The 21,962-nt window shown below is 70.9% G+C and carries 20 protein-coding genes; 6 read left to right on the top strand and 14 right to left on the bottom strand.

Features of this window, described 5'->3' with window-relative positions; all coding sequences use genetic code 11:
* Positions 1-37: 37 nt before the first annotated feature.
* Positions 38-610, bottom strand: a complete 573-nt coding sequence (locus tag MQC88_RS05515; RefSeq protein WP_243319755.1) for a cob(I)yrinic acid a,c-diamide adenosyltransferase — start codon at positions 608-610, stop codon at positions 38-40.
* A gap of 11 nt (positions 611-621) precedes the next feature.
* On the bottom strand, positions 622-1,197 hold the full coding sequence (locus tag MQC88_RS05510; RefSeq protein WP_243319753.1) for a DUF6580 family putative transport protein: 576 nt from the start codon (positions 1,195-1,197) through the stop codon (positions 622-624).
* Between the two features lie 90 nt (positions 1,198-1,287).
* Between MQC88_RS05510 and ubiH the strand changes: the two genes are divergently transcribed.
* Together ubiH and MQC88_RS05500 are read left to right on the top strand one after the other, a co-directional pair.
* Positions 1,288-2,508 carry a 2-octaprenyl-6-methoxyphenyl hydroxylase gene (ubiH, locus tag MQC88_RS05505; protein WP_243319751.1) on the top strand — a complete coding sequence of 407 codons (1,221 nt, stop codon included), beginning with the start codon at positions 1,288-1,290 and terminating at the stop codon, positions 2,506-2,508.
* Positions 2,505-3,698 (top strand): UbiH/UbiF family hydroxylase, encoded by a 1,194-nt coding sequence (locus MQC88_RS05500; RefSeq protein WP_243319749.1) that lies wholly within the window; start codon positions 2,505-2,507, stop codon positions 3,696-3,698. Before ubiH ends, MQC88_RS05500 begins: the two co-directional genes overlap by 4 nt.
* 68 nt (positions 3,699-3,766) lie before the next feature.
* On the opposite strand, the gene MQC88_RS05495 is transcribed toward MQC88_RS05500, so the two are convergent.
* The 5 genes from MQC88_RS05495 to MQC88_RS05475 form a co-directional block, all read right to left on the bottom strand.
* A complete protein-coding gene (locus MQC88_RS05495) occupies positions 3,767-4,489 on the bottom strand; it encodes an EF-hand domain-containing protein (RefSeq protein WP_243319747.1) in 723 nt (240 codons plus the stop codon).
* Positions 4,490-4,588: 99 nt separating this feature from the next.
* Positions 4,589-5,665 carry a 23S rRNA (cytidine(2498)-2'-O)-methyltransferase RlmM gene (gene rlmM / locus MQC88_RS05490; protein ID WP_243320303.1) on the bottom strand — a complete coding sequence of 359 codons (1,077 nt, stop codon included), beginning with the start codon at positions 5,663-5,665 and terminating at the stop codon, positions 4,589-4,591.
* Positions 5,666-5,684: 19 nt separating this feature from the next.
* Positions 5,685-6,242: a nucleoside deaminase gene (locus MQC88_RS05485; RefSeq protein ID WP_243319745.1), complete on the bottom strand. Its 558-nt coding sequence runs from the start codon at positions 6,240-6,242 to the stop codon at positions 5,685-5,687.
* Entirely contained in the window at positions 6,242-6,739 is a 498-nt protein-coding gene (locus tag MQC88_RS05480) for a hypothetical protein (RefSeq protein ID WP_243319743.1), read from the bottom strand. Before MQC88_RS05480 ends, MQC88_RS05485 begins: the two co-directional genes overlap by 1 nt.
* Positions 6,740-6,741: 2 nt before the next feature.
* Positions 6,742-8,454, bottom strand: coding sequence for a glutamine--tRNA ligase/YqeY domain fusion protein (locus MQC88_RS05475; protein WP_243320301.1), 1,713 nt, complete (start codon positions 8,452-8,454; stop codon positions 6,742-6,744).
* Positions 8,455-8,669: 215 nt separating this feature from the next.
* Between MQC88_RS05475 and MQC88_RS05470 the strand changes: the two genes are divergently transcribed.
* Positions 8,670-8,813, top strand: a complete 144-nt coding sequence (locus MQC88_RS05470) for a hypothetical protein (protein ID WP_243319742.1) — start codon at positions 8,670-8,672, stop codon at positions 8,811-8,813.
* Between the two features lie 6 nt (positions 8,814-8,819).
* A complete protein-coding gene (locus tag MQC88_RS05465) occupies positions 8,820-11,012 on the top strand; it encodes a diguanylate cyclase (protein ID WP_243319740.1) in 2,193 nt (730 codons plus the stop codon).
* Positions 11,013-11,060: 48 nt separating this feature from the next.
* Here the strand turns inward: MQC88_RS05465 and MQC88_RS05460 are convergent, their stop codons facing one another.
* The 6 genes from MQC88_RS05460 to MQC88_RS05435 all read right to left on the bottom strand — a co-directional run bounded on the left by MQC88_RS05460 (position 11,061) and on the right by MQC88_RS05435 (position 15,852).
* Positions 11,061-11,705: a hypothetical protein gene (locus tag MQC88_RS05460; protein ID WP_243319738.1), complete on the bottom strand. Its 645-nt coding sequence runs from the start codon at positions 11,703-11,705 to the stop codon at positions 11,061-11,063.
* A 55-nt stretch (positions 11,706-11,760) separates the two neighbouring features.
* Positions 11,761-12,342: a DUF3501 family protein gene (locus tag MQC88_RS05455; protein WP_243319736.1), complete on the bottom strand. Its 582-nt coding sequence runs from the start codon at positions 12,340-12,342 to the stop codon at positions 11,761-11,763.
* A 24-nt stretch (positions 12,343-12,366) separates the two neighbouring features.
* Positions 12,367-13,722: a heterodisulfide reductase-related iron-sulfur binding cluster gene (locus tag MQC88_RS05450; protein WP_243319734.1), complete on the bottom strand. Its 1,356-nt coding sequence runs from the start codon at positions 13,720-13,722 to the stop codon at positions 12,367-12,369.
* A 100-nt stretch (positions 13,723-13,822) separates the two neighbouring features.
* The gene (locus tag MQC88_RS05445; protein WP_243319732.1) at positions 13,823-14,239 is read right to left on the bottom strand and encodes a rubrerythrin family protein; all 417 of its coding nucleotides are present in this window, start codon (positions 14,237-14,239) and stop codon (positions 13,823-13,825) included.
* Positions 14,240-14,397: 158 nt separating this feature from the next.
* Positions 14,398-14,814 (bottom strand): nucleoside diphosphate kinase regulator, encoded by a 417-nt coding sequence (gene rnk, locus MQC88_RS05440; RefSeq protein ID WP_243319731.1) that lies wholly within the window; start codon positions 14,812-14,814, stop codon positions 14,398-14,400.
* Positions 14,815-14,886: 72 nt separating this feature from the next.
* Entirely contained in the window at positions 14,887-15,852 is a 966-nt protein-coding gene (locus MQC88_RS05435) for a LysR substrate-binding domain-containing protein (protein ID WP_243319729.1), read from the bottom strand.
* Between the two features lie 137 nt (positions 15,853-15,989).
* Between MQC88_RS05435 and MQC88_RS05430 the strand changes: the two genes are divergently transcribed.
* Positions 15,990-16,526 carry a peroxiredoxin gene (locus MQC88_RS05430; RefSeq protein ID WP_243319727.1) on the top strand — a complete coding sequence of 179 codons (537 nt, stop codon included), beginning with the start codon at positions 15,990-15,992 and terminating at the stop codon, positions 16,524-16,526.
* Positions 16,527-16,643: 117 nt separating this feature from the next.
* Positions 16,644-17,177, top strand: a complete 534-nt coding sequence (gene ahpD, locus MQC88_RS05425) for an alkylhydroperoxidase, AhpD family (protein ID WP_243319725.1) — start codon at positions 16,644-16,646, stop codon at positions 17,175-17,177.
* A gap of 205 nt (positions 17,178-17,382) precedes the next feature.
* Here the strand turns inward: ahpD and MQC88_RS05420 are convergent, their stop codons facing one another.
* Entirely contained in the window at positions 17,383-21,867 is a 4,485-nt protein-coding gene (locus MQC88_RS05420) for a DEAD/DEAH box helicase (protein WP_243320299.1), read from the bottom strand.
* Between the last annotated feature and the right edge of the window lie 95 nt (positions 21,868-21,962).

The following is a 21,962-nucleotide window of genomic DNA, read 5'->3' as shown; positions in this document are numbered from 1 at the left end:
GCGCGCCGGACGGGGATCGCCATGTCGGCAGGAGCGCCTAGCCCGCGGCGGGCTTGCGGCGCTCGTGCTTCCACAACACCTCGCCGCCGCCGCTGGCGCGGGCCAGGACGCGCGCCAGCACGAACAGCAGGTCGGACAGGCGGTTGAGGTAACCGATCGCCTGTGGCCGCACCGCATCATGGTGGGCCAGGGTCACGACCTCGCGCTCGGCGCGTCGGACGATCGTGCGGGCCAGGTGGCAGCGTGCCGCGGCCTCGCCACCGCCGGGCAGGATGAACTCCTTCAGCGGCGGCAGCGACGCGTTGTGCGCATCGAGCGCGTGCTCGAGCGCCTCGATGTCGGCGTCGAAGATCGCGGCATGGCCGGGGATGCACAGCTCGCCGCCGAGGTCGAACAACTGGTGCTGCACCGTGGTCAGCAGCTCGCGGATGGTTTCCGGAACCTCGCCGGCGGCGCTTGCCAGCACCAGCCCGATCGCGCAATTGGCTTCGTCGATCGTGCCGTACGCGGTGACCCGCGCTGAATCCTTGGCGACGCGGGTGCCATCGCCCAGGCCGGTGGTGCCGCCGTCGCCGGTCCTCGTGTAGATCTTCGAGAGGCGGTTGCCCATGGCGGGCGTGCTTACACCGTCTGCGCGCGCAACGCCGGCAGGCGCTGGCGCAGCAACCCGAAGCCGCCGAACAGCAGCGCGGCGTAGAACAGCGTGCCCAGCACCGTCCACTGGAAGAACGGGATCCCGGCGACGTAGGCTGCGCCGAGGCCGGCAGGACTCTGCGGGTAGGCGGGCCAGCCCAGCCAGGCCGCGAAGTTGGTCACCACGAAGAACAGCACCGAGCCGGCCAGCGAATACCCGAGCACGCGCGCACCGCCGACCTTGCCGCGCAGGCCGAAGCCGAGCAGCGTCGACAGCGCGATGCAGGCATACACGGACCAGAAGCTGAAACCGCCCAGGTAAGTGGCGTAGTCGTTGCCGACCAGCGCGCCCAGCGCCAGGTCGGACACCAGCATCGCCAGCAGCGGCACCGCCAGCGCCCAGCGCCGCGACGCGAAATAGGCGCCACCGAACAGCGCGATCGCCTCCACCGGCGAGAAATTCGGCGGGTGCGGCAGCAACCGGGTCAGCGCGGCGACGACGATCAGGCCGCCCAGGACCAGCGGGCCGGGAGCGAAAGCGGTGGCGGAAGCGGGACGATTCATCGTGTGCACGCGCAGGTAGTGGAGCCGGAACCGTTAGCATAGCGCACCCCCACCCGCGGACCCGCATGGGCAGGCATGGATCGGCCGGGCATGGACACGAGCGCGCAGACACGACATGACGTGGTGATCGTCGGCGGCGGCCTGGTCGGCGCCAGCCTGGCGATCGCGCTGGAGCGGATCGGGGTCGATGTCGCCCTGGTCGAGGCGACGCCCGCCGGCGCCCTGCCTTCGGTGTTCGACGAGCGCAACCTCAGCTTCGCCGAAGCCACCGTCAACGCGCTGGCGGCCTTGGGCGTGTTGCAGCAACTGCAGGCCCCGGGCGCGCCGATCCGGCGCATCCATGTCAGCCGCCGTGGCGACTTCGGGCGGGTGCGGCTGGAGGCGGCCGACTACGGGCGCACGGCCTTTGGCCAGGTGGTGGTCGCGCGAGACTTCGGCCAGGCGCTCGAAGCGCGGTTGTCGGGACTCACCCATCTGGCGCGCTACCGGCCGGCGCGCTTCCTCGGGCTGGGCCAGGGCGATGCCGGCAGCCGCATGCTGCGCATCGGCGACGACAGCGGCGAGCGCGTGCTGTCGGCGCGGCTGCTGGTAGCCGCCGATGGCACCCGCAGCGCGGTGCGTGCGGCGTTGGGCATCGATGCCGAGGAGCACGACTACGGCCAGGCCCTGTTCGTGGCGCGGGTCCGCGCCGAACGCGCGCCGGACGGCACCGCCTACGAGCGCTTCGGCGACGACGGCCCGACCGCGCTGCTGCCACGCGCCGATCGCCACTACGGCGTCATCCATGGCGTGGCGCAGGCCGATGCGGACGCGGTCGCCGCGCTCGACGACCCCCGCTGGCTGGCGCGACTGCAGCAGGCCTTCGGCTGGCGCGTCGGCGCCTTCCTCGAAAGCGGGCCACGCGGTCGCCATGCGGCGCTGCGCGTGCGTGCCATGCGCACCACCGCGGCGCGCGCGGTCCTGGTGGGCAATGCCGCGCAGACCCTGCATCCGGTCGGGGCGCAGGGCTTCAACCTCGGTTTGCGCGACGCGCTGACGCTGGCGGAACTGATCGAAGCCGGCGGCGATCCCGGTGCCGATGCCCTGCTGGCGGAATACGCGCGGCGCCGGCAGTCCGATCGCGAGCGCACGCTGGCGTTCTCCGACGGACTGGCGCGGCTGACCGCCGACCCGGCGCCGCTGCTGCGCCCGTTGCGCAGCGCCGGATTGCTGGCGCTGGACCGGCTGCCTGCCTTGCAGGCGCTGCTGGTCGGCGGCGCGATGGGGTATCGCGGGGACGTGCCGCAACTGTGCCGCGGGACCCAGGCATGAACCGTCGCGGCACCATCGACGTGGCCGTGGCCGGCGGTGGCGTGGTCGGCGCCGCGTGCGCGCTGGCGCTGGCCCGAGCCGGGCTGGAGGTCGCGCTGGTCGAAGGCACGCGGCCAGCGCCGTGGCAACCCGGGCAGGCCGACCTGCGCGTGTATGCCTTTGCCGCCGACAACGCGGCGTTGCTGCGTGAACTGGGCGCCTGGGAAGCGGTGCGGGCGGCGCGTGCGCATCCCTACCGGCGGATGCGGGTGTGGGATGCGGCCGGCGGCGGCGAGCTGGCGTTCGATGCCGACGCGTTCGGGCGCACCGAACTCGGCTGGATCGTCGAGCACGGTCTGCTGCTCGATCGCCTGTGGGCCGCGTTGCCGGGCGCGGGCGTGCGCGTGCACTGCCCGGCGCGGGTGCAGGCGCTTGAGCAGGGCGACGATCGTCCCGCTGCCGAGGGCGTGCGCCTGCAGCTCGACGATGGCACGCGCCTGCAGGCACGTGTCGCCATCGCCGCCGATGGCGCGGAGTCGACGCTGCGCCGGCTTGCCGGCCTGGAAGTGGACCGTCGCGACTATGCGCAACGCGGAATCGTCGGTTACGTCGCCACCGAACGCGCGCACGAGGACACCGCCTGGCAACGTTTCCTGCCGGGTGGACCGCTGGCATTCCTGCCCTGCGCCGACGGCAGCAGTTCGATCGTGTGGACCTTGCCCGACGCAGACGCGCAGCGGGTGCTGGCGCTGGACGATGCGGCCTTCGGCCACGCCCTTGCGCGCGCCTTCGATGCGCGACTTGGCGCGGTGCGTGCATTGACGCCGCGCGCCGCCTTCCCGCTGCGCCGGCAACTGGTGCGCGACTACCTCGCCGGCGCGGTGCTGGTGCTCGGCGACGCCGCGCACGTGGTGCATCCGCTGGCAGGGCAGGGCGTCAACCTCGGCCTGCGCGACATCGCCGCGTTGCGCGACAGCATCGCCGACGCGCGCAGCACGCGCCGCGACTGGCATGCGCCCTCGCGCCTGGCGCGCTGGGCACGCGAACGCAAGAGCGAGAACGCACTCGCCGCGCACGCCTTCGACGGCATCAGCCGCCTCTACGCCAGCGACGACGTGGCGGCGACGCTGCTGCGCGGCCCGCTGCTGGGGCTCGCCGGCCGCCTGCCGCCGGTCACGCAACGCCTCTGGCGCCGCGCCGCGGGCCTATGACGCAAAAAAGACGCCCCGCGCGAGGCGGGGCGTCGTGGCCGGACATGCGCTGCCGGCAACGGGGGGGATCAATCCAGCCAGCCCTTCATCTCCTCGCGGGTGAGTCGGCCGTTGTGGTTGGCATCGACCACATGGAACTCGCGCATCAGGTCGGCATTGCCGGCGGCTTCGGCGCGGGTGATGTTGCCGTCGTCGTTCGCGTCCATGGCATCGAAGTCGACGTGATAGTTGCTCGAGATCGAATTGCCCGGGCTCGAGGTCACGGTGACTTCGCCGGTGGCGGCGGGCGGGGTGGCGGGCATCGCGTCCTGCGTCGGCGGGGCGGTCGCCGCCGCCGTTGCAGCGACCTGGCTGGCCACCTGGGCGTCGACCGCGGCATCGGTCGCCTGGGCGCTTGCGGCCTGGGCGATGTCGGCCGCCTGTTCTGCGGTCACTGCGGCGGCCTTGGTCTGCATGTTGCCGGTGGCGGCGTCGTCGGCCGCCATGTTGGCGGTCGCGGCGGCGCCGGAGGCGACGCTGGCGGCGGTCGCGGCTTCGGCCGCGTTCTGGACGGCGACGTCCGCGGTCACGGCCGCGGTGCTGCTGGTCGGCGCACTGTCGCTGACGGCGTCGGCATTGGCGGCCGCATCGACCGCGACCTGGGCATTCGCGTTGGCCTGCGCCGCGGCCTGGGTGGCATCCTGGGCTTCCAGTTGCGCCTTCTGCTGCTCCTGGACCTGGGCGTACGCGGACGCGCTCCAGCCGAGGGCGGCGATCAGGGCGAGGGACAACACGTGGATCTTGCCGGTCATGGGATTGCCTCACGGTAGGGGTACCCGCCGATGCTGGACCCGCCCGGGTCAACCCGGCGTCAAGCGCCGCAACGGCCGCTGAACGCCCGACAGTGGGGATCAGGGGCCATCGACCCCGGCATACACGGTGATTTCCTCGCGGTCGTGGAACAGCTGCCGCGCGCGGATCGCCAGCGGGCGCTGCGCCTGGGTCGCGAACAGGTCCAGGCACAGCCTGGTTTCGGCCCAGCGCTTCTTCATCGGCAGCTTGAGGTTGAACACCGCCTGCCGGCACCACCCCTGCGCAAACCATTGCGCCATGCGGGCGGCGACCCGGCGTGGCTGTTCGACCATGTCGCAGACCATCCAGTCCAGCGCGCGCGCGGGCTGCCATCCGAAGCCGTCGGCGCGCAGGTGCTCGACCCGGCCGCTGTCGAACACGTGCGGGCGCAGCGGGCCGTTGTCGATCGCGGTCACCTGCAGGCCATGGCGCGCCAGCACCCAGGTCCAGCCGCCGGGTGCCGCGCCGAGGTCGGCGGCGCGCATGCCCGGTCGCAGCAGGGCGCCGCGCTCGCGTTCGTCGAGCAGCACCAGCAGCGCTTCCTCCAGCTTCAGCGCCGAGCGCGAGGGAGCATCGGCATGCAATTTCAGGCGCGGGATGCCGAGCGGCCAAGGGGCGCTGTCGCGCGGATCGCTGCGCGCCAGGAAGGCGGTGTCGCCCGCGGTGAAGCACAGGTGCAGCCGCGGATGTCGCGGGTCGTCCTGCGCGGCCAGCAGTCCGGCCTTGCGCAGCGCCGGTCGCAGGGCGTTGCCGAAGCTGCGCGCCAGCCCGGCGAGCGGCTTGCCGGCATCGGAGTCCGGGTGCTCGACCAGCAGCTCGCCGAAGGCGGCGCTACCGTCGGGCAAGCCGCGCAGCACCTGCACGATCGGCGTGATCCGGTCAGAGGGATCCATGCCGCGCAGGTGCGCAATCAGCTGCAGCTTCTGGCGCGCGAAGATCAGTTCCCGCCACGGCAGCGCGCGCGCCAGCGCGGCGCCATCGCCGAGGAACAGCGCAAGGCCGTCGCCGCGCTCGGCCCGGGCATGGCCAGGCAACCCGGCCAGCGCCGCGCGCTCGGTCAGTTCCGCCGCGAGTTCGGGTTCGAAGCCGGCGCGGCAATAGCACAGCAGGCCGTCGGCCGCGTCGGCGGCCGGCATGGCGGCCCTGGGCGTGCGGTCAGTAGTACTGCCCATCCTGCTCGCCGTAGGCGCGCAGCACCTCGCAGGCGGCGTCGCGCTGCAGGTCGCGCACCACTTCGATGCCGCGGCGCTGCAGTTCGCCGATCCAGTCGGTGGGCAACGGGCCTTCGTCGAATTCGGTCAGCGACATCACGTCCTCGCTGCGGGCGCCGATCAACAGCCGGTCGATGCCGGCCCAGAAGGTCGCGCCGTAGCACTGGCAGCACGGTTGCGACGAAGTCGCCAGGGTGACGCGGCGGCCGTCCTCGTTGAGCCGGGAGCGCTGCATGCGCTGCTGGGCCAGCATGCAGGCCATGGTCTCGGCATGCGCCAGCGAACAGTTCTGCGGCAGCACCCGGTTGACGCCGACCGCGACCACGCGGTCAGCGGCGTCGAACACCACCGCGCCGAACGGCCCGCCGCTGCGCGCGGCGATGTTGTGCCGCGACAGCTCGATCGCCAACGCGACCTTGTCGTTGTCGCTGGCGAATGCGCGGCCAACATCCAGGTCGTGTACCCACACCGGCAGTGTCAGGTGCAGTTGCGCAAGCAGCATCAGCGTTGTTCCGGCGGCTGCGGCGCCGGATCGACCGGCGGATCGAGCGCAGGTGACAGCGCGATGCAGGTGCCGTCGACGCAACGGCAGGGGCGATCGTCGTCGGCGCCGCAGGCGGGCGACGTGCCGGCGCTGCCTGCGCCCGCGCCGACGTTGCTGCAATCGGCATCCGTGCGACAGCCCTGGCCACGGTCCTGCGGCGAGGACAGCACCCGCGGCGGCAACGGGCCGCCGGTCCGCACCTTGAGCTTGCGCAGCTTGTCGAGGTCGCGGGTGGGTGCCGCCTGGACAGGGGCCGGTGCGGGCGGTCCTGCCGGTGCATCCGCAGTCGTCGCGACCTGGGGCGCTTGCGCCGCTGCCGCGCCTTGCTCCTCCGTCGCCGTTGCAGCCTGTTGCGCTGGGCGCGCGGAGGGCGCTTGCGAGTCCGGCGCGGTGCAGCCGGCCGCAACCAGCGACATGCACGCCCAGGACGACAATGCGAAGTTGCGCATGGCCATGCTCAGCCCTTCTGCGCCCAGGTGTCGCGCAACGTGACGCTGCGGTTGAAGACGGGCGCGTCGCTGCGATGGTCGCGGCGATCGGCGACGAAATAGCCGATCCGCTCGAACTGGAACGACTGCTCCGGCGCGGCCTGCGCGGCAGCCGGCTCGACGAAGCCGCGCACGGTGCGGCGCGAATCGGGATTGAGGTAGTCGGTGTAGGTCTTGCCGCCGGCGTCGTCGTCCGGGTCGGCGACGGTGAACAGGCGGTCGTACAAGCGGATCTCGGCGGGCACCGCATGCCTGGCGCTGACCCAGTGGATCGTACCCTTGACCTTGCGGTTGGCGCCTTCCATGCCCGGGCGGGATTCCGGGTCCAGCGTGCAGTGCAGTTCGACGACATTGCCGCCGGCATCCTTGACCACTTCGTCGCAACGGACGATGCCGGCGCCGCGCAGGCGGACGTCGCCGCCCACGGTCAGGCGCTTGAAGCCCTTGGGCGGTACCTCGGCGAAATCCTCGCGCTCGATCCACAACTCGCGCGCGAACGGGATGCTGCGCTCGCCAAGGCTTTCGTCCTTTGGATGGTTGGCGAACTGGAGCAGCTCTTCGTGGCCCTCGCCCAGGTTGGTGAGCACCAGCTTGAGGGGATCGACCACCGCCATCCGCCGCGGTGCGGCGGCATCGAGGTCGTCGCGCAACGCGCCTTCCAGGATCGAGATGTCGAGCAGCGAGTTCTGCTTGCTGATGCCGACGCGGTCGACCATCAGGCGCAGTGCCGACGGCGTGTAGCCGCGGCGGCGGATGCCCTGCAGGGTCGGCATCCGCGGGTCGTCCCAGCCATCGACCAGGCCGCCTTCCACCAGCGCCAGCAGCTTGCGCTTGCTCATCACCAGGAAGTTGAAGTTCAGGCGCGAGAATTCGATCTGGCGCGGCTTGGCCGCTTCGAGTGGCAGGCCCTTGTCGGTCAGCGGCTGCAGCAGCTCCGGCGAATGCGCCAGGTCGACCTTGTCCACGCACCAGTCGTACAGCGGCCGGTGATCCTCGAATTCCAGCGTGCAAAGCGAGTGGGTGATGCCTTCGATCGCATCCGACAAGGAATGTGCGTAGTCGTACATCGGGTAGATCGGCCAGTCGTGGCCGGTGTTCTGGTGCTCGACCTGCTTGATCCGGTACAACGCCGGGTCGCGCAGGTTGATGTTGCCGGCGGCCATGTCGATCTTCGCGCGCAGCGTGCGGCTGCCGTCGGCGAACTCGCCGGCGCGCATGCGCCGGAACAGGTCGAGGTTCTCGTCGGCGCTGCGGCCGCGGAACGGCGAATCCCGCCCCGGTTCGGTCAGGCTGCCCCGGTACGCGCGCACTTCCTCGGCGGAGAGGTCGCAGACGAAGGCGTCGCCCTGGCGGATGAGCTTCTCCGCGGCGCGGTAGAAGACCTCGAAATAATCCGAGGCGTGGCGCAGGCCGGCCCAGTCGAAGCCGAGCCAGCGCACGTCCTCCTGGATCGCGGCCACGTATTCGGGGTCTTCGCGGGCCGGATTGGTGTCGTCGAAGCGCAGGTTGCAACTGCCACCGAATTCGGCGGCGATGCCGAAGTCCAGGCAGATCGCCTTGGCGTGGCCGATGTGCAGGTAGCCGTTGGGTTCGGGCGGGAAGCGGGTGCGGATCGCCCGGTGCTTGCCGCTGGCGAGGTCGTCGCGAACGATCTGGCGGATGAAATCCTGCCGGACCGGCACCGCGGCGTCCGCGGTGGCGTGCGCTGCGGAAGGGTTGGGAACGGCGGGGGTCGGGTATTCGGGAGCCACGCTTGCGGGGGAATGGGGCACGACGACGGACCGGGGAAGGGCAGTCGGCAGTGTAGCCGAGCACCCGCGCCCGGGTGGCCGCGCGCGCCGCTGCTCTGCGTTGGTGGCATGGAAGTTGCTTGTTTGGTGCCCGGGGGGGCTGGCCGATGCGGGTGGTCTATGAAGCGTGGAACCTGATCGACGCCTGCCTGGTGCGGCACGCGCTGGAAGACGCCGGCATCCCCGTGTTGGTCCGCGGCGATGCCGGCCGCGCCGGGCCCATTGCGCTCGCTGGCGCCGTGCCGGCCTGACCACGGATGCAGCCACAGCACAGCCCACGGGACGGTTTTTTCGCGGCGGGGCTGCTGCTGTTGCTTGCCCTGTTCGCCGCGGGCGTGGTCGGTGCCATCCGCGGCGAAGTGCAACATGCGTCGATCCGCATCCAGCCCCTCGCCGGCAAGGCCGGCGCGCATCGCGGCGAAGTCCTGCTGCTGCCGGGTGGGGCCGAGCACGAGGTCGTCGCGCGACTGGATTTCATCCTGCCGCCACCGGACCCGGAACGCGCGCGCTGGATCATCTGGCTTGGCCGCGATCCGCTGGATGCGATCTGGTTGCAGGGTAGCGACGGTGCCGGCGCGCCGTGGCGCAGCATCCACTACGACTTCTTCCATCCGGATGCGGAGCAGCCGGCCTTGCCGGCGGGATTCACGTTCCCGTTGCCCGCCGACTGGCAGGGGCCCGTAACCCTGGAGCTGCACGCGCGTGGCGCGGTGCGCAGCGCGCTGTGGCCACGGCTGCTGCGCGAATCCGATGCGCTTGCCGGTGCCCGCATGGCGGTCGCGCTCAACGCCGGTGCCTATGCAGGACTGTTCATGCTGGCGCTGATCGTGCTGGTGCTGTACGCGGTGACGCGCGAGCGTTCGTTCGTGGCTGCGTTCGTGTGCGCGGCGGTCGGCCTGCTGCTGCTGGCGGCGTTCAACGGCCATCTGTTCCAGTTGCCTGGCTTCTCGCTGCTGGCGGCCTGGCGCGGCCAGGCAATCTGGGCGCTGCTGTCGCTGTTTTCCGCGAGCGTGATGCAGTTGCTGCTGCGCTACGCCAGCCTGCGCGAAGGCGGCGCCCCCGCGGCGCGCTGGTTCGAAGGGTATTCGGTCGCGCTGGTGCTGCTGGCGGCCACCTGCCTGCTCGACCTGCCGCCGCTGCGGCCGTGGATGCAGGCACTGGCGATGCTGGGCTGGATCGGCGCCGGGTTCGGTGCGCTCGTGGTCCTGGGCGATGCGGTGCGCCGGCGGGTCGCCATGGCCTGGCCGATCCTGGTGCTGGCATTCCTGGCCATCGGCGCAGGGCTGGCCAACGAGGCGATGGTGCGCGGATGGCTCGCCGATACGCTGTGGACGCGCTACGGCTATCAGGTCGCGGTGGTGGTGCTGCTGGCGACCATGTCGCTGAGCCTGTTCAGCCACATCGGCGAGTACCGCGACCAGCGCGACCGCGACCGGCTCGCGCGCGTCGACAGCGAGCGCCGCATGGGCCGCGAGGCGGCGCGAAACGCGCTCACCCTCGCGTTGCAGGCGCGGCTGCGCAACCAGCCCACGGCGGACCTCGAGTGGACAGCCGCGCGCCTGCTGCTCGAACACCTGGTGCCGCAGGTGCCTTCGGCCACGGCAGCGGTTGTCGCCTACGGCTATCACGGCCACGACCTGCTGGTGGTGGAACCGGTGGAGCGCAAGCAGCGGATCGCCGACGACATCGCCGCGCGAGCCCTGGCGCTCAAGCGCATGGCCTCCAATGGCGTGCCGATGCAACAGCCACTGGCGCATGCCGCCACCGAGGCCACCGAGGCGTTGGTGCCGTTGCCGATCCGCTCGCCGGGTTGGGGCCTGCTGGTGCTGCAGCGGGAAGGCAGCGACGGTTTCAGCACCGAGGAGATTGCGCTGGCCGGTGAATTCGCGCGGCTGGCCGCGCTGCATGCCGACGAAGCGCTGGCCGCCTACCAGTTGCGGCGTTCGGCCGAGCTCGACGCCCTGACCGGCACCTTCAACCGCCGCAGCATCGACCAGTGGCTGTCGCGCACCTTCCTCGACGCCAGCCGCCGGCAGCAATCGTTGTCGCTGCTGTTCATCGACATCGACCATTTCAAGTCGATCAACGACCGGCTCGGGCATGCCGGCGGCGACCATTGCCTGCGCGAGGTCGCCGCGGCGCTGCGCGGCGCGCTCGAGGAAGGCGACCTGCTGGGCCGTTATGGCGGCGAGGAATTCGTCGCGCTGCTGCCCGGCCGGGCCGGCGCCGATGCACGGGAGATGGGCGAGCGGCTGCGCGCAGCGGTCGAGCGCAGCGTGGTCGAATACGAAGGCCGCAATGAGCGGATCACGGTCAGCATCGGCGTCGCTACCCGGCTGGAGCGCGAGAGCACCCCGGCGGCGGCGATCGAACGCGCCGACAAGGCGTTGTACGCGGCCAAGCGCGGCGGCCGGAACTGCGTGCACGTGGCGCCCGCGGTGTTCACTTGAGCGGATCGCCGGCCGCGCACTGCGAGCCATGCCGTCGTCGCGCATCCGCTATTCGCGGCTGATCGCGCACACGTAGACCAGTTCGCAGGCGCCCGCGCCGGTGTCGTCGCGGCTGAGCGAACTGCGCCAACGCCAGCCGTCCGGTGCATCGGCCTCGACCAGCCAGCCGTCGATGCGCACGCGCTCGCCGGCGCGCACGTCGCGCAATGCGGCCGCGGTGGCGGCGTCGGCGGGGATCAGGTGCATGTTGGCGCTGGAGCGCGCGATCTCGCGTGGCGGCAACGGCGCTTCGCCGCTCCACCGGTAGCGGTACCAGCGCCCGGACTGGCTGACGTCCAAGCGCTCGGCCATGCCCCGGGCCGCCATCGCGCCCCAGCCCAGCGCCAGGTCGGTTGGCGACAATTGCGCCTCGCGACCGCGTCGGTAGTCCTTGCGCGACAGCACCCGCGCCTCGACGCTGAAGCCCGCCAGAGGCTGCAGTTGCGCGGCCGCCAACCGGAACGGCTGCAGCGTCGCAGGCACCGCGCTCTGCAGGGGCGGCTTGCCGCTGGCGACGCGCGGCGGTGGCGGGCAGCGCGGATCGACGCCGGGCGCCAGCGCCGCGACCGCGGGCGCGTGCGGCGACAGCGGCGAGAACCACCAGCCGATCGCGGCCACGGCCAGGGCGAGGACCAACCAGGAACGCAGGCTCATGTGCGGGATCGTGCGGCGGCAGCGCGCAGTATGCCGCCGCGCGGCCGGGGCGGCGTCAGTCGAAGTCCGCGAGCAGCGCGCTGCGCAGGGGTTCGCCGACCGTCGCGCGCAGCGGCATGCGCGGATCGTCGATGCCGAACGACAGGCCGGCGCCGCCGCGCAGGCCCGCGACCTCGTCGGGCGCGAACTCGAAGCGCAGGAAATGCACCGCCGAGGTCTTCGCGTCGGTGCTGCGGTCCAGGTCCTCGTCGGCGTGCGCGGGGATCGGCGGGAAGCCCTCGACTCCCGCGAAGAACCGGTGCTCGATGCCGCCAAGCGTCGCCAGGGCCCGCCGGCGCGCGGCTTCGTCGGTGTATTCGAACAGCACGGTCGCCTTGAGGTTGCCGCCATCGGGGATCAGCGGGTTGTAGGCCGCGAGTTCGCCGTCGATGCCCGCGGCCTCGAAGATGCGTTCCACCCGCAGCATCTCCTGCACCTGGTACTGCACCGTCAGCCGGTCCTCGAACAGCAGCGTCGCGTGTTCGCCCAGGTGCAGCGTGCGCGCGCGCTTGTGGGCGATGGCGCGGGCGCGGAACTGCACGCGCTCGGCGGCATAGCGTTCCAGCGACAGCAGGTCGGCGCGGGTGAGCTTTTGCATGCGGGGTTTTCCGGGTCTGCGGGGTCAGATGCCGTACGCGCGTCGCAGCAGCGACAGGGGATGGCCGGGGTCGGTGCCGTTGTCCAGGCCATGGGCGATGTGCGTGGCCGCCATCGGGCAGTCACTGGCGAAATGCGCGGCGCCAGCCTGGGCGACGCGAGCCTCGACCGGCCTGGCGATCCGGCGCGCGCGCTCATAGGTCGCCTTCTTGACGCCATAGGTACCGTCATGGCCGGAGCAGCGCTCGATCGCCGTGACCGTGGTCCCGGGCACCAGTTCCAGGATCTGTTTCGTGCGCGGGCCGATGTTCTGCACGCGTTGGTGGCACGGCGCATGCAGCGCGACGGTCCCCAGCGGCTGCGCGAAATCGACCTTCAGCAAACCGGCGCGATGGCGGTGCATCAGGTAGTCGAACGGGTCGAAGAACGCGCGCTTGACGCGCTGCACGCCGGTGTCTTGCGGGAACATCAACGGCAGCTCCTGCTTGAACATCAGCACGCACGACGGGATCGGCGCCATCAGGTCCCAGCCGCCTTCGACCGCGTCCAGCAGCAACGGCAGGTTGCGCTCCTTGTAGCGGGCGACGGTATCGAGGTCGCCGAGTTCCAGCCGCGGCATGCCGCAACACTGCTCGCGCCGGACCAGCTTCACGGCGATGCCGTTGTGGCGCAGCACCGCGGCGAGGTCCTCCACCATCTGCGGGCGGTTGTGGTTGCCGTAGCAGGTGCTGAAGATCGCGACCTTGCCGGTGGTCGGGCCGGCGGCGATCGCCGCCTGCCCGCTGTCGTCCGCGCGCAGGCGGCGCTTGGCGGTATCGGCGTGGTACTCCGGCACCTGCGCATCGCGGTGCACGCCGAGCGTGCCTTCCATGGCCTTGCGCAGCGCCGGCTGGCGGTTGCCCCAGTTGACTGCCTCCACCACCACCGGGATCGAGGCCAGCCTGCCGACCGCAGTAGTGCTGGCCAGCACTTTCGCGCCCAGCGGTGCGCCGTGCTCGCGATAGTGCACGGCCTTGGCGCGCAGCATCAGGTGCGGGAAATCCACGTTCCACGGGTGCGGAGGCACGTACGGGCACTTGGTCTGGTAGCACAGGTCGCACAGGTAGCACTGTTCGACGACCTTGCCGTAGTCGGCCCTGTCGACGCCGTCGACTTCCATCGTCGTCGACTCGTCGACCAGGTCGAAGAGCGTGGGGAAGGCATGGCACAGGCTGACGCAACGGCGGCAGCCGTGGCAGATCTCGAACACGCGCTCGAGCTCGGCATCGAGCCCGGCGTGGTTCCAGAATTCGCCGCTGGTCCAGTCCAGCGGATGCCGCGTCGGCGCTTCCAGGTTGCCTTCGCGCGGCGTGCCGCGATCGTTGCTGCCAGCCTCGTTCATCGCCCCTCCGCGATGCGCGGTTGCAGGTGCCCCTCGCCGTGCACCGCATGGCGAGGGACGGCTCGTGGGCTGCGATGCGGCTGGCGCATCGCGGCGTCGCTCACGCCAGTTCGTTCAACGCCTTGGTGAAGCGGTTGGCGTGCGAGCGCTCGGCCTTGGCCAGGGTCTCGAACCAGTCGGCGATCTCGTCGAAGCCCTCGTCGCGCGCGGCCTTGGCCATGCCCGGGTACATGTCGGTGTATTCGTGGGTCTCACCGGCGATCGCGGACTTGAGGTTGTCGCCCGTCGGGCCGAACGGCAGCCCGGTGGCGGGATCGCCGGTCTGCTCCAGGTATTCCAGGTGGCCGTGCGCATGCCCGGTCTCGCCCTCGGCGGTGGAGCGGAACACCGCGGCGACGTCGTTGTAGCCCTCGACGTCGGCCTTGGCGGCGAAATACAGGTAGCGGCGATTGGCCTGCGACTCGCCGGCGAACGCGGCCTTCAGGTTCTCTTCGGTACGGGTGCCTTTCAACGACATGGCGTCACCTCGTTGCGGTTGCGGTGCTGGGCCCGGGCAGTCCGGGGCAGCACGAGGCTAACGCCCCGGCGAAGCAATATGAAATCGATTGTTGCGATGGCTTCGATAGTGCGGCTGAATGCTGCGGCGCGTCATCGGCGCCGCCGGGGGCTCACGACTCAGCGGTGGTATTCGCCCGCGGCCTCGGGCTGGTAGCGCACCTCGAGCACCTGCAGGCGGATCGTGCGCCCGCCCGGCACCGGCCACTCGATCCCCTGGCCGACGCGCAGGCCCAGCAGGGCGCTGCCGACCGGGGCCAGGATCGAGACGCGGTCGCTACTGCCGTCGACGTCGCGCGGATAGACCAGGGTGATTTCGCGCTCGCTGCCGCTGGCGTCTTCACGGAAGCGCGCGGTCGAGTTCATGGTGATCACGTCGCGTGGCATGTCGCGCGGCTCGCGCAGTTCGGCGCGCGCAAGCTCATCGCGCAGGCGATCCAGGCCCGCGCCGGCATTGCCGGGCTGCTCGAGCAGCGCCTCGATGCGCTCGCAATCCAGGCGCGAGACGAGCAGCGGGGGCGAGGGATCAGTGGACATCGGTGCCTTCTCCAAAGCAAGGCGGGCGGAGCGTCGCGCGCCCCGCCCGCAATTCATCGTGTTGGCGACAAGTTAGCCCGCGCCGGCCGCGCGATCAACCACCAGGGCGCCGCGGGTGCTGCCGGCGTAATCGGCGGTAGGCGTGAACAGCTCCGGTGGCAAATCCCGGAACACCTGCGCCAGTTCCTGCAGGAACCCGGCCATCGCCGAACTCCTGCGCCACACCATGGCGATCCGCCGGCTCGGCGAGGAGTCGCTGAAGGACAGCAGGTGGATGTTGCGCGAATGCGCCACCGGGGGTTTCACCGCAAGGGTCGGCAGCAGGGTGGCGCCGACGTTGGCCGCGACCATCTGCCGCAGGGTCTCCAGGCTGGTGGCCTGGAACTCCGACTTCTCGCTGGCGCCGGCAAGGTGGCAGACGTCCAGCGCCTGGTCGCGCAGGCAGTGGCCGTCCTCCAGCAGCAGCAAGCGCTGGTGGGCCAGGTCCTTGATCGCCAGGGTGTCCTGGCGCGCCAGTGCGTGGCTTTCCGGCACCGCCAGCAGGAACGGTTCCTCGAACAGGAATTCGGCGTGCAGCTGCTCGTCGTGCACGGGCAGCGCCAGCAGGCCGGCGTCGAGCTTGCCTTCGTGCAGCCGAGACAGGATCTCGGGGCTTTTTTCCTCGACCAGCAGCAGCTCCAGGCGCGGGAAGCGTTCGCGGATCCGCGGTACCGCGTGCGGCAGCAGGTACGGCCCCAGGGTCGGGAACAGGCCCAGGCGGACGCTGCCCGCCTCCGGGTCCTGGCTGCGGCGCGCGGCCTCCTTCATCTCCTCGACCTCGCCGACGATGCGGCGCGCGCGCTCGGCGATATCGCGCCCGGCCGGCGTCAGCATCACCTTGCGGGGCGCACGCTCGACCAGGGTCACCCCGAGCTCGGCCTCGAGCTTGCGGATCTGGGTCGAAAGCGTCGGCTGGCTGACGAAGCAGGCGGACGAGGCCCGGCCGAAGTGCCTGTGGTCGGCGAGGGCGACGAGGTAGCGGAGGTCGCGCAGGTTCATTGCAATAGTCTATACCTATTGTATGTATAAAAACAATTGACTTGATAGATTGATACCTCGGCCCGACAATAGTTGCATCGCCGCGCCGTGACCGGCCCGGACGAGCCCATCTTCCACCCCACCAGGAGAGTCCTTCCATGCTGACCATCGGCGACAAGTTCCCCCAGTTCAAGCTCAAGGCCACGGTGTCGACCAACCTCGACACGGCCTTCGTCGACATCGACAACGCCACCTATGACGGCAAGTGGACCTGCGTGTTCTTCTATCCGAAGGACTTCACGTTCGTCTGCCCGACCGAGATCAAGGGCTTCGGCGACGTCAACCAGCAGTTCCTGGACCGTGATTGCCAGGTGCTGGCCGCCAGCACCGATAGCGAGTTCGTGCACCTGGCATGGCGCAAGGACCACAAGGACCTGCACGACCTGCCGTTCCCGATGCTGGCCGACATCAAGAAGGACCTGGTCTCGGCGCTGGGCATCCTCACCGACGAGGGCGTGGCGCAGCGCGCGACCTTCCTGGTCGACCCGGAAGGCATCATCCGCTTCGTCTACGTGACCGACGGTTCGGTCGGCCGCAACCCGGCCGAAGTGCTGCGGGTGCTCGATGCGCTGCAGACCGACGAACTGTGCCCGTGCAACTGGAAGCAGGGCGACGAAGTGCTCAAGGCCGCGTAAGCGCGCCAACCCCCTTCCCGCGCGACACGCCGCTCCCCCTCGGCGCTCCCTCCCCGGTCGCGCGGGTGCAAAGGCGGCTACGGCCGCCTTTGTTCTGACTGAACCTGGAGAAATGCGATGAACCTTCCCGAACTGCGCAATGCGCTTCCCGATTACGCCAAGGACCTCAAGCTGAACCTCGACAGCGTGCTCAGCGAAGCCGGCGCCGCAGGCCTGGACGGCAAGCAGTTGCGCGCGGTCGCCCTGGCCTGCGCGATCGCCGCGCGCCACGCGCCGCTGGTGTCGGCGATCGAAAACTTCGCCGCCGAACAGCTGTCGGCCGAGGAAATCGATGGCGCCCGCGCCGCGGCCGCGATCATGGCGATGAACAACATCTACTACCGCGCCACCCACCTGATCCACAACGACGAGTACGGGCAACTGCGCGCGGGCCTGCGCATGAACGTCATGGCCAAGCCGGGCATCGACAAGATGACCTTCGAGCTGGCGTCGCTGGCGGTGTCTGCGATCAATGGCTGCGGTGCGTGCATGGACTCGCACGAGCGCACCCTGCGCCAGCACGACATCGGCGCGCAGGGCGTGCAGAGCGCGCTGAAGATCGCCGCGGTGGTGCACGCGGTGGCCGTCACCCTGGAGCAGGCGCAGGCGTAAGGCGAGCAGGGAAAGCAACGAATCCGCGGCGCGGACGTGGATTGCGGCTTCCGGGCCGCACAACTGTGCCGTCATACACCGCGGATGTAGGAGCGGCTTACAGCCGCGAGCCATTCGCCCCTGATTGCCGCGGGAGCGATGTAAGACGCAATCCTTCGGGATGGTGATGGCACCGTACGTCGCTCCTGCGACGGTGCAGCGAGGCTTAAGAGCTCGCGGCTGTAAGCCGCTCCTGCACGGGGATTTCCCGGGCCGGCGCCGGATCGGCCGCGTGTGCATGCGGTTCGCGCAGCAACGTGCTGCGTACGCTGCGTTCGTCGTCGGGCGACAACGGCGCCAGGATCTCCACGTTGCCTGCAACCAGCGTCGCCAGCACGATGCCGTCGCGATACAGCACGCGCGCACCGGGCAGCCGGGACACCTTGCCGCCGGGCAGCACGGTGCCCGCCAGGTTGAGCGGATCGGAGGCGGACAACGCCAGCAACGCGCCGTCGGGCGCCCGCCTGCGCACCGCGCGCAGCGCGCCCACGGCCTCGGGGAGGGCGAACTGCTCGCCCGAGAGGCCGGCGATGAAGCGGCCGCCGCGGATCTCGCCGCGTGCTTCCATCCGGTGGTACACGCGCAGCAGTTCGCGCCACGACGGCAACCAGGCGGCCTCGCGCTCGAGCAGGCGCCAACAGACCACGCCATAGCGACGCAGCAGGGTGCGGGCGATGTGTTCGATCGCCTCGGGCGAAGGCTTCTGCACGTCACCGCCGCGAACGCGAGGATCCGGTGGCCTTGCATTTCCACCGGCGACAGCGTCAACGACGCAAGCCGCCGAGGTCCCGCCTTTGCCGGAAGGACGGCCCGATGCGGGCCGCACCAGCGTCCAGCGCCCCGCGTCCTCGATCCCGAACAGCGCCGCGCGACGGCCACGGCGGTTGAACGCCGACGGCCGCTTCGACTGCGGCACCAGCAGCGCACGCAGGCCGGCGAAACTGTCGCAATGCACGTGGCCGCGCGCGACCAGTTCGGCCAGCGCGTCCTCCAGTTCGGTCCGCAGCAGGTGCGCGCCCGCCACCAGTTCGTCGAAGAACGAGGCGCCGTGGTCGCGCAGGTAGCCGGCAACCTTTTCCGCGCGCGTGGACAGCGGCGGCTCATCGTCGTGCTGCCCCGCCGTGGCCTGCGTCCACAGCGGCAGCTGCCGCCGCGGCAGCAGGGCGATCGGGGTGGCGCGCACCGGTGCATTGCGCGCGCCGCTGCCCTCGGCCTGCGCGGGAATGCCGCGCAGCCGCGTCCAGGCGATGCGGCCGGCCGTGCACAGGTCGTCGAGCCAGGACAGCGAGTAGTCGGACACGCGCGCCGGCAGCAGTTCGCTTTCCCATGTGCTTGCGGGCGCCTCGTAGCCCTCCAGCTGCGCCAGCACGCCGGCGAGCGCCTCCGGACCGCTGACGCGGGTGGCCCGCGACACGCGTTGCCAGTCGAACAGGAAGCGCATGAAATCGCGCGGCTCGACCGGTTCGATCTCCTTGCGCAGGCGGCCGATGGTGTAGCGGTGGATGCGCGCCAGCAGGTTGCGTTCGCACCATTCCTCGGCCTGGGTGCCGGGAGTGAAGCGGCCGCGCATCGCGTAGCCTTCGCCTTCCAGTTGCACCAGCGCCATGTCCACGTCCAGTTGCGGCAATGCCAGCGTGTCGGCCAGTGCGCCGGACGCGACCGGCCCGAGGCCGCCCAGGCGCGCGCGCAGCAGTTCGACCAGCGCGGTTTCGCGGGCCCACGGCTGTTGCGCGAATTCGGCCGGTGCCTGGATCGCGGGCGCAGGCGTCGCGCCCGGATACAGCGCCTGCAACTGCGGCAGCCGTTCGGCCGCGCACCACAGGCTGGCGCCGACGTCGATGCGGGCGGCGCGGTGTTCCTTCGCCAGCCGTTGCAGCAGTTCCGCCCAGCCGGCATTGCTCAACGCCTCGCGCGCGGTGACGCAGCCCAGGCCCATCAGCGCGTCATGCATCTCGTCGGCGGTGCGGACCTGCGGCCAGGCCTGTTCGCGCACCTGCGCGATGGCGTCGGGATCGAGCCGGGCGAGGTCGCCGGCATCGCCGGCATCGACGTAACGGCGCGACATCACCGCCTGGGTGCGGCGTTCCTCCAGCGGGGCGTCGTCGAGGAAGGCGTAGGGGCGCGCGTTCAGCGCCTCGGCGGCGAATGGCGACGGCGCGGTCAGGTCGCGGGCGACGACCTCGACCTCCCCCGACTCCAGCCTGCGCAGCAGCGCCAGCCAACCCTCGCTGTCCATCGCCTCGTGCAGGCAGTCGTCGAGCGTCTGCGCGACCAGCGGGTGGTCGGGTATCTCGCGCTCGCCGACGATGTTTTCCAGGCATGCGACCTGGTCCGGGAAGACCGACGCCAGCAGGTCCTCGGACTTCATCCGCTGCAGTTGCGGCGCGACTTTCTTGCCGCCGACGAAGCGGGGCAGGGCGAGCGCGGTGGTCGCGTTCCAGCGCCAGCGCGCGCCGAACAGCGGTGCGTCCAGCAGTGCCTGCACCAGCACGTGCTCGGCGGACGCCGAATGCAGGTAGCCGGCGACTTCGATCAGCGGGAAGCTGTGGCTGGTCGACAGCGACAGGACGATCGCGTTCTCGGTGGCGGCGGCCTGCAGCTCGAAGTTGAACTTGCGGCAGAAGCGCTTGCGCAGCGCCAGGCCCCATGCGCGGTTGATGCGGCTGCCGAACGGCGAATGGATCACCAGCTGGGTGCCGCCGGATTCGTCGAAGAAGCGTTCCAGCACGATCCGCCCTTGCGTCGGCATGGCGCCGGCCTCGGCCAGCTGGCGGCCGCAGTAGTCGACCAGCTGGCGCGCGGCCGCATCGCCGATGCCGACCTCGCCCGACAGCCAGGCCACCACCGCATCTTCGCCGTGGCCGAGGCGGGCGGCGATCTCCTCGCGCAGGCGCGACACGCCGAACGAAAGTTCGTCGCTGCGACCCGGCGCCTCGCCCAGCCAGAACGGGATCGACGGCGGCAGCCCCTGCGCGTCCTCGACCCGCACGCGCCCGGTTTCGACCCGCAGGATCCGGTAGCTGGCGTTGCCGAGCTGGAAGATGTCGCCGGCGATCGACTCGATCGCGAAATCCTCGTTGACATTGCCGATCGTGATCGCCTGCGGCTCCAGGACCACGGCGTAGTCGCCGGTGTCGGGGATGGTGCCGCCGGACATCACCGCGGTCATGCGCCCGCCCGCGCGGCCACGCAGGCGGCCGTGCACGGCGTCGCGATGCAGGTAGCTGCCGCGCTGGCCGCGGCGGGTCGCGTAGCCTTCTGCCAGCATCCGCACCACGGCGTCGAAATCCGCGCGCTGCAGGTCGCGGTACGGCCAGGCACGGCGCAGCCAGTCGTACAGCGCGTCCTCGCTCCACTCCGTGGAGGCGACCTCCGCCACGACCTGCTGCGCCAGCACGTCCAGCGGCGCCTGCGGCATGACCAGCGCATCGAGCTCGCCGCGGCGCACGCAGTCGAGGAGGGCCGCGCATTCGACCAGGTCGTCGCGCGAGGACGGGAACAGGCGACCCTTCGGAACGCCGCCGACGAAGTGCCCGGAGCGGCCCACCCGTTGCAGGAACGCCGCGATCGCGCGCGGCGAGCCGAGCTGGCATACCAGGTCGACGTCGCCGATGTCGATGCCCAGTTCCAGCGACGCGGTCGCCACCAGCACCTTGAGCTCGCCGCGCTTGAGCCGCTGCTCGGCGTCCAGCCGCAACTCCTTGGCCAGGCTGCCGTGGTGCGCGGCGACGTGTTCCTTGCCCAGCTGCTCGGCCAGGTGCCGCGCGGCGCGCTCGGCCATGCGCCGGGTGTTGACGAACACCAGCGTGGTGCTGTGGGCCGCGACCAGCTCTGCCAGGCGCGCGTACACCAGCTCCCACTGCTCGTTGGACATCACCGCCTGCAACGGCACCGGCGGCAGTTCCAGCGCGAGGTCGCGCGGGCGGTCGTAACCGATGTCGACGATCGCGCAATCCGGCGTTCCATCCGCTGCCACGGCCGCGGCGCCGACCAGGAAACGCGCGACTTCCGCGATCGGCTTCTGCGTCGCCGACAGCCCGATGCGTGCCAGGCGCCTGCCGCACAACGCCTCGAGCCGCTCCAGCGTCAGCGCCAGGTGGCTGCCGCGCTTGCTGGCGGCCACCGCGTGGATCTCGTCGACGATCACCGTGCGCACGCTGGCCAGCATCGTCCGCCCGGAATCCGAACCCAGCAGCACGTACAGCGATTCGGGCGTGGTGACCAGGATGTGCGGCGGCGTCCGTCGCAGCGCTGCGCGTTCGGACTGCGGCGTGTCGCCGGTGCGCACCGCGGTGCGGATGCCGACGTCGGGCAGGCCCAGGCGCGCGAGTTCCTCGCGGATGCCCGCCAGCGGCGCCTCGAGGTTGAGGTGGATGTCGTTGGACAGCGCCTTCAGCGGCGACACGTAGACCACCTGGGTGGCGTCGGCCAGGCCGTGCGCCAGGCCTTCGCGCACCAGCGCATCGATCGCCGACAGGAACGCGGTCAGGGTCTTGCCCGATCCGGTCGGCGCCGCCACCAGCGTGTTGCGGCCGCGGCGGATCGCAGGCCAGGCCTGTGCCTGGGCCTGGGTAGGAGAAGCGAACGTGCGCTCGAACCACGCCGCCACGGCGGGGTGGAAATCCTGCATTGGCGGCGTTCGCGACGGCATCGCGCCATTATCGTGCGCGACCGCGGCCTCCGGGTGAATGCACAGGTGCAGCCCGATCTGTCCGTTCATAGCCGCAGCATGGGCCGGCGGCGTCG

This window comes from Cognatiluteimonas sedimenti (genome assembly GCF_022808325.1).
GTDB lineage: Bacteria > Pseudomonadota > Gammaproteobacteria > Xanthomonadales > Xanthomonadaceae > Cognatiluteimonas > Cognatiluteimonas sedimenti.
This window is presented reverse-complemented; position numbering and strand designations above follow the sequence as displayed.

What these genes read in the sequence shown, in the direction of transcription:
- MQC88_RS05515 (WP_243319755.1), bottom strand. Translation starts at nt 610, where the DNA reads ATGGGCAACCGCCTCTCGAAGATCTACACGAGGACCGGCGACGGCGGC.
- MQC88_RS05510 (WP_243319753.1), bottom strand. Translation starts at nt 1,197, where the DNA reads ATGAATCGTCCCGCTTCCGCCACCGCTTTCGCTCCCGGCCCGCTGGTC.
- ubiH (WP_243319751.1), top strand. Translation starts at nt 1,288, where the DNA reads ATGGACACGAGCGCGCAGACACGACATGACGTGGTGATCGTCGGCGGC.
- MQC88_RS05500 (WP_243319749.1), top strand. Translation starts at nt 2,505, where the DNA reads ATGAACCGTCGCGGCACCATCGACGTGGCCGTGGCCGGCGGTGGCGTG.
- MQC88_RS05495 (WP_243319747.1), bottom strand. Translation starts at nt 4,489, where the DNA reads ATGACCGGCAAGATCCACGTGTTGTCCCTCGCCCTGATCGCCGCCCTC.
- rlmM (WP_243320303.1), bottom strand. Translation starts at nt 5,665, where the DNA reads ATGCCGGCCGCCGACGCGGCCGACGGCCTGCTGTGCTATTGCCGCGCC.
- MQC88_RS05485 (WP_243319745.1), bottom strand. Translation starts at nt 6,242, where the DNA reads ATGCTGCTTGCGCAACTGCACCTGACACTGCCGGTGTGGGTACACGAC.
- MQC88_RS05480 (WP_243319743.1), bottom strand. Translation starts at nt 6,739, where the DNA reads ATGGCCATGCGCAACTTCGCATTGTCGTCCTGGGCGTGCATGTCGCTG.
- MQC88_RS05470 (WP_243319742.1), top strand. Translation starts at nt 8,670, where the DNA reads ATGCGGGTGGTCTATGAAGCGTGGAACCTGATCGACGCCTGCCTGGTG.
- MQC88_RS05465 (WP_243319740.1), top strand. Translation starts at nt 8,820, where the DNA reads ATGCAGCCACAGCACAGCCCACGGGACGGTTTTTTCGCGGCGGGGCTG.
- MQC88_RS05460 (WP_243319738.1), bottom strand. Translation starts at nt 11,705, where the DNA reads ATGAGCCTGCGTTCCTGGTTGGTCCTCGCCCTGGCCGTGGCCGCGATC.
- MQC88_RS05455 (WP_243319736.1), bottom strand. Translation starts at nt 12,342, where the DNA reads ATGCAAAAGCTCACCCGCGCCGACCTGCTGTCGCTGGAACGCTATGCC.
- MQC88_RS05450 (WP_243319734.1), bottom strand. Translation starts at nt 13,722, where the DNA reads ATGAACGAGGCTGGCAGCAACGATCGCGGCACGCCGCGCGAAGGCAAC.
- MQC88_RS05445 (WP_243319732.1), bottom strand. Translation starts at nt 14,239, where the DNA reads ATGTCGTTGAAAGGCACCCGTACCGAAGAGAACCTGAAGGCCGCGTTC.
- rnk (WP_243319731.1), bottom strand. Translation starts at nt 14,814, where the DNA reads ATGTCCACTGATCCCTCGCCCCCGCTGCTCGTCTCGCGCCTGGATTGC.
- MQC88_RS05435 (WP_243319729.1), bottom strand. Translation starts at nt 15,852, where the DNA reads ATGAACCTGCGCGACCTCCGCTACCTCGTCGCCCTCGCCGACCACAGG.
- MQC88_RS05430 (WP_243319727.1), top strand. Translation starts at nt 15,990, where the DNA reads ATGCTGACCATCGGCGACAAGTTCCCCCAGTTCAAGCTCAAGGCCACG.
- ahpD (WP_243319725.1), top strand. Translation starts at nt 16,644, where the DNA reads ATGAACCTTCCCGAACTGCGCAATGCGCTTCCCGATTACGCCAAGGAC.
- MQC88_RS05420 (WP_243320299.1), bottom strand. Translation starts at nt 21,867, where the DNA reads ATGCCGTCGCGAACGCCGCCAATGCAGGATTTCCACCCCGCCGTGGCG.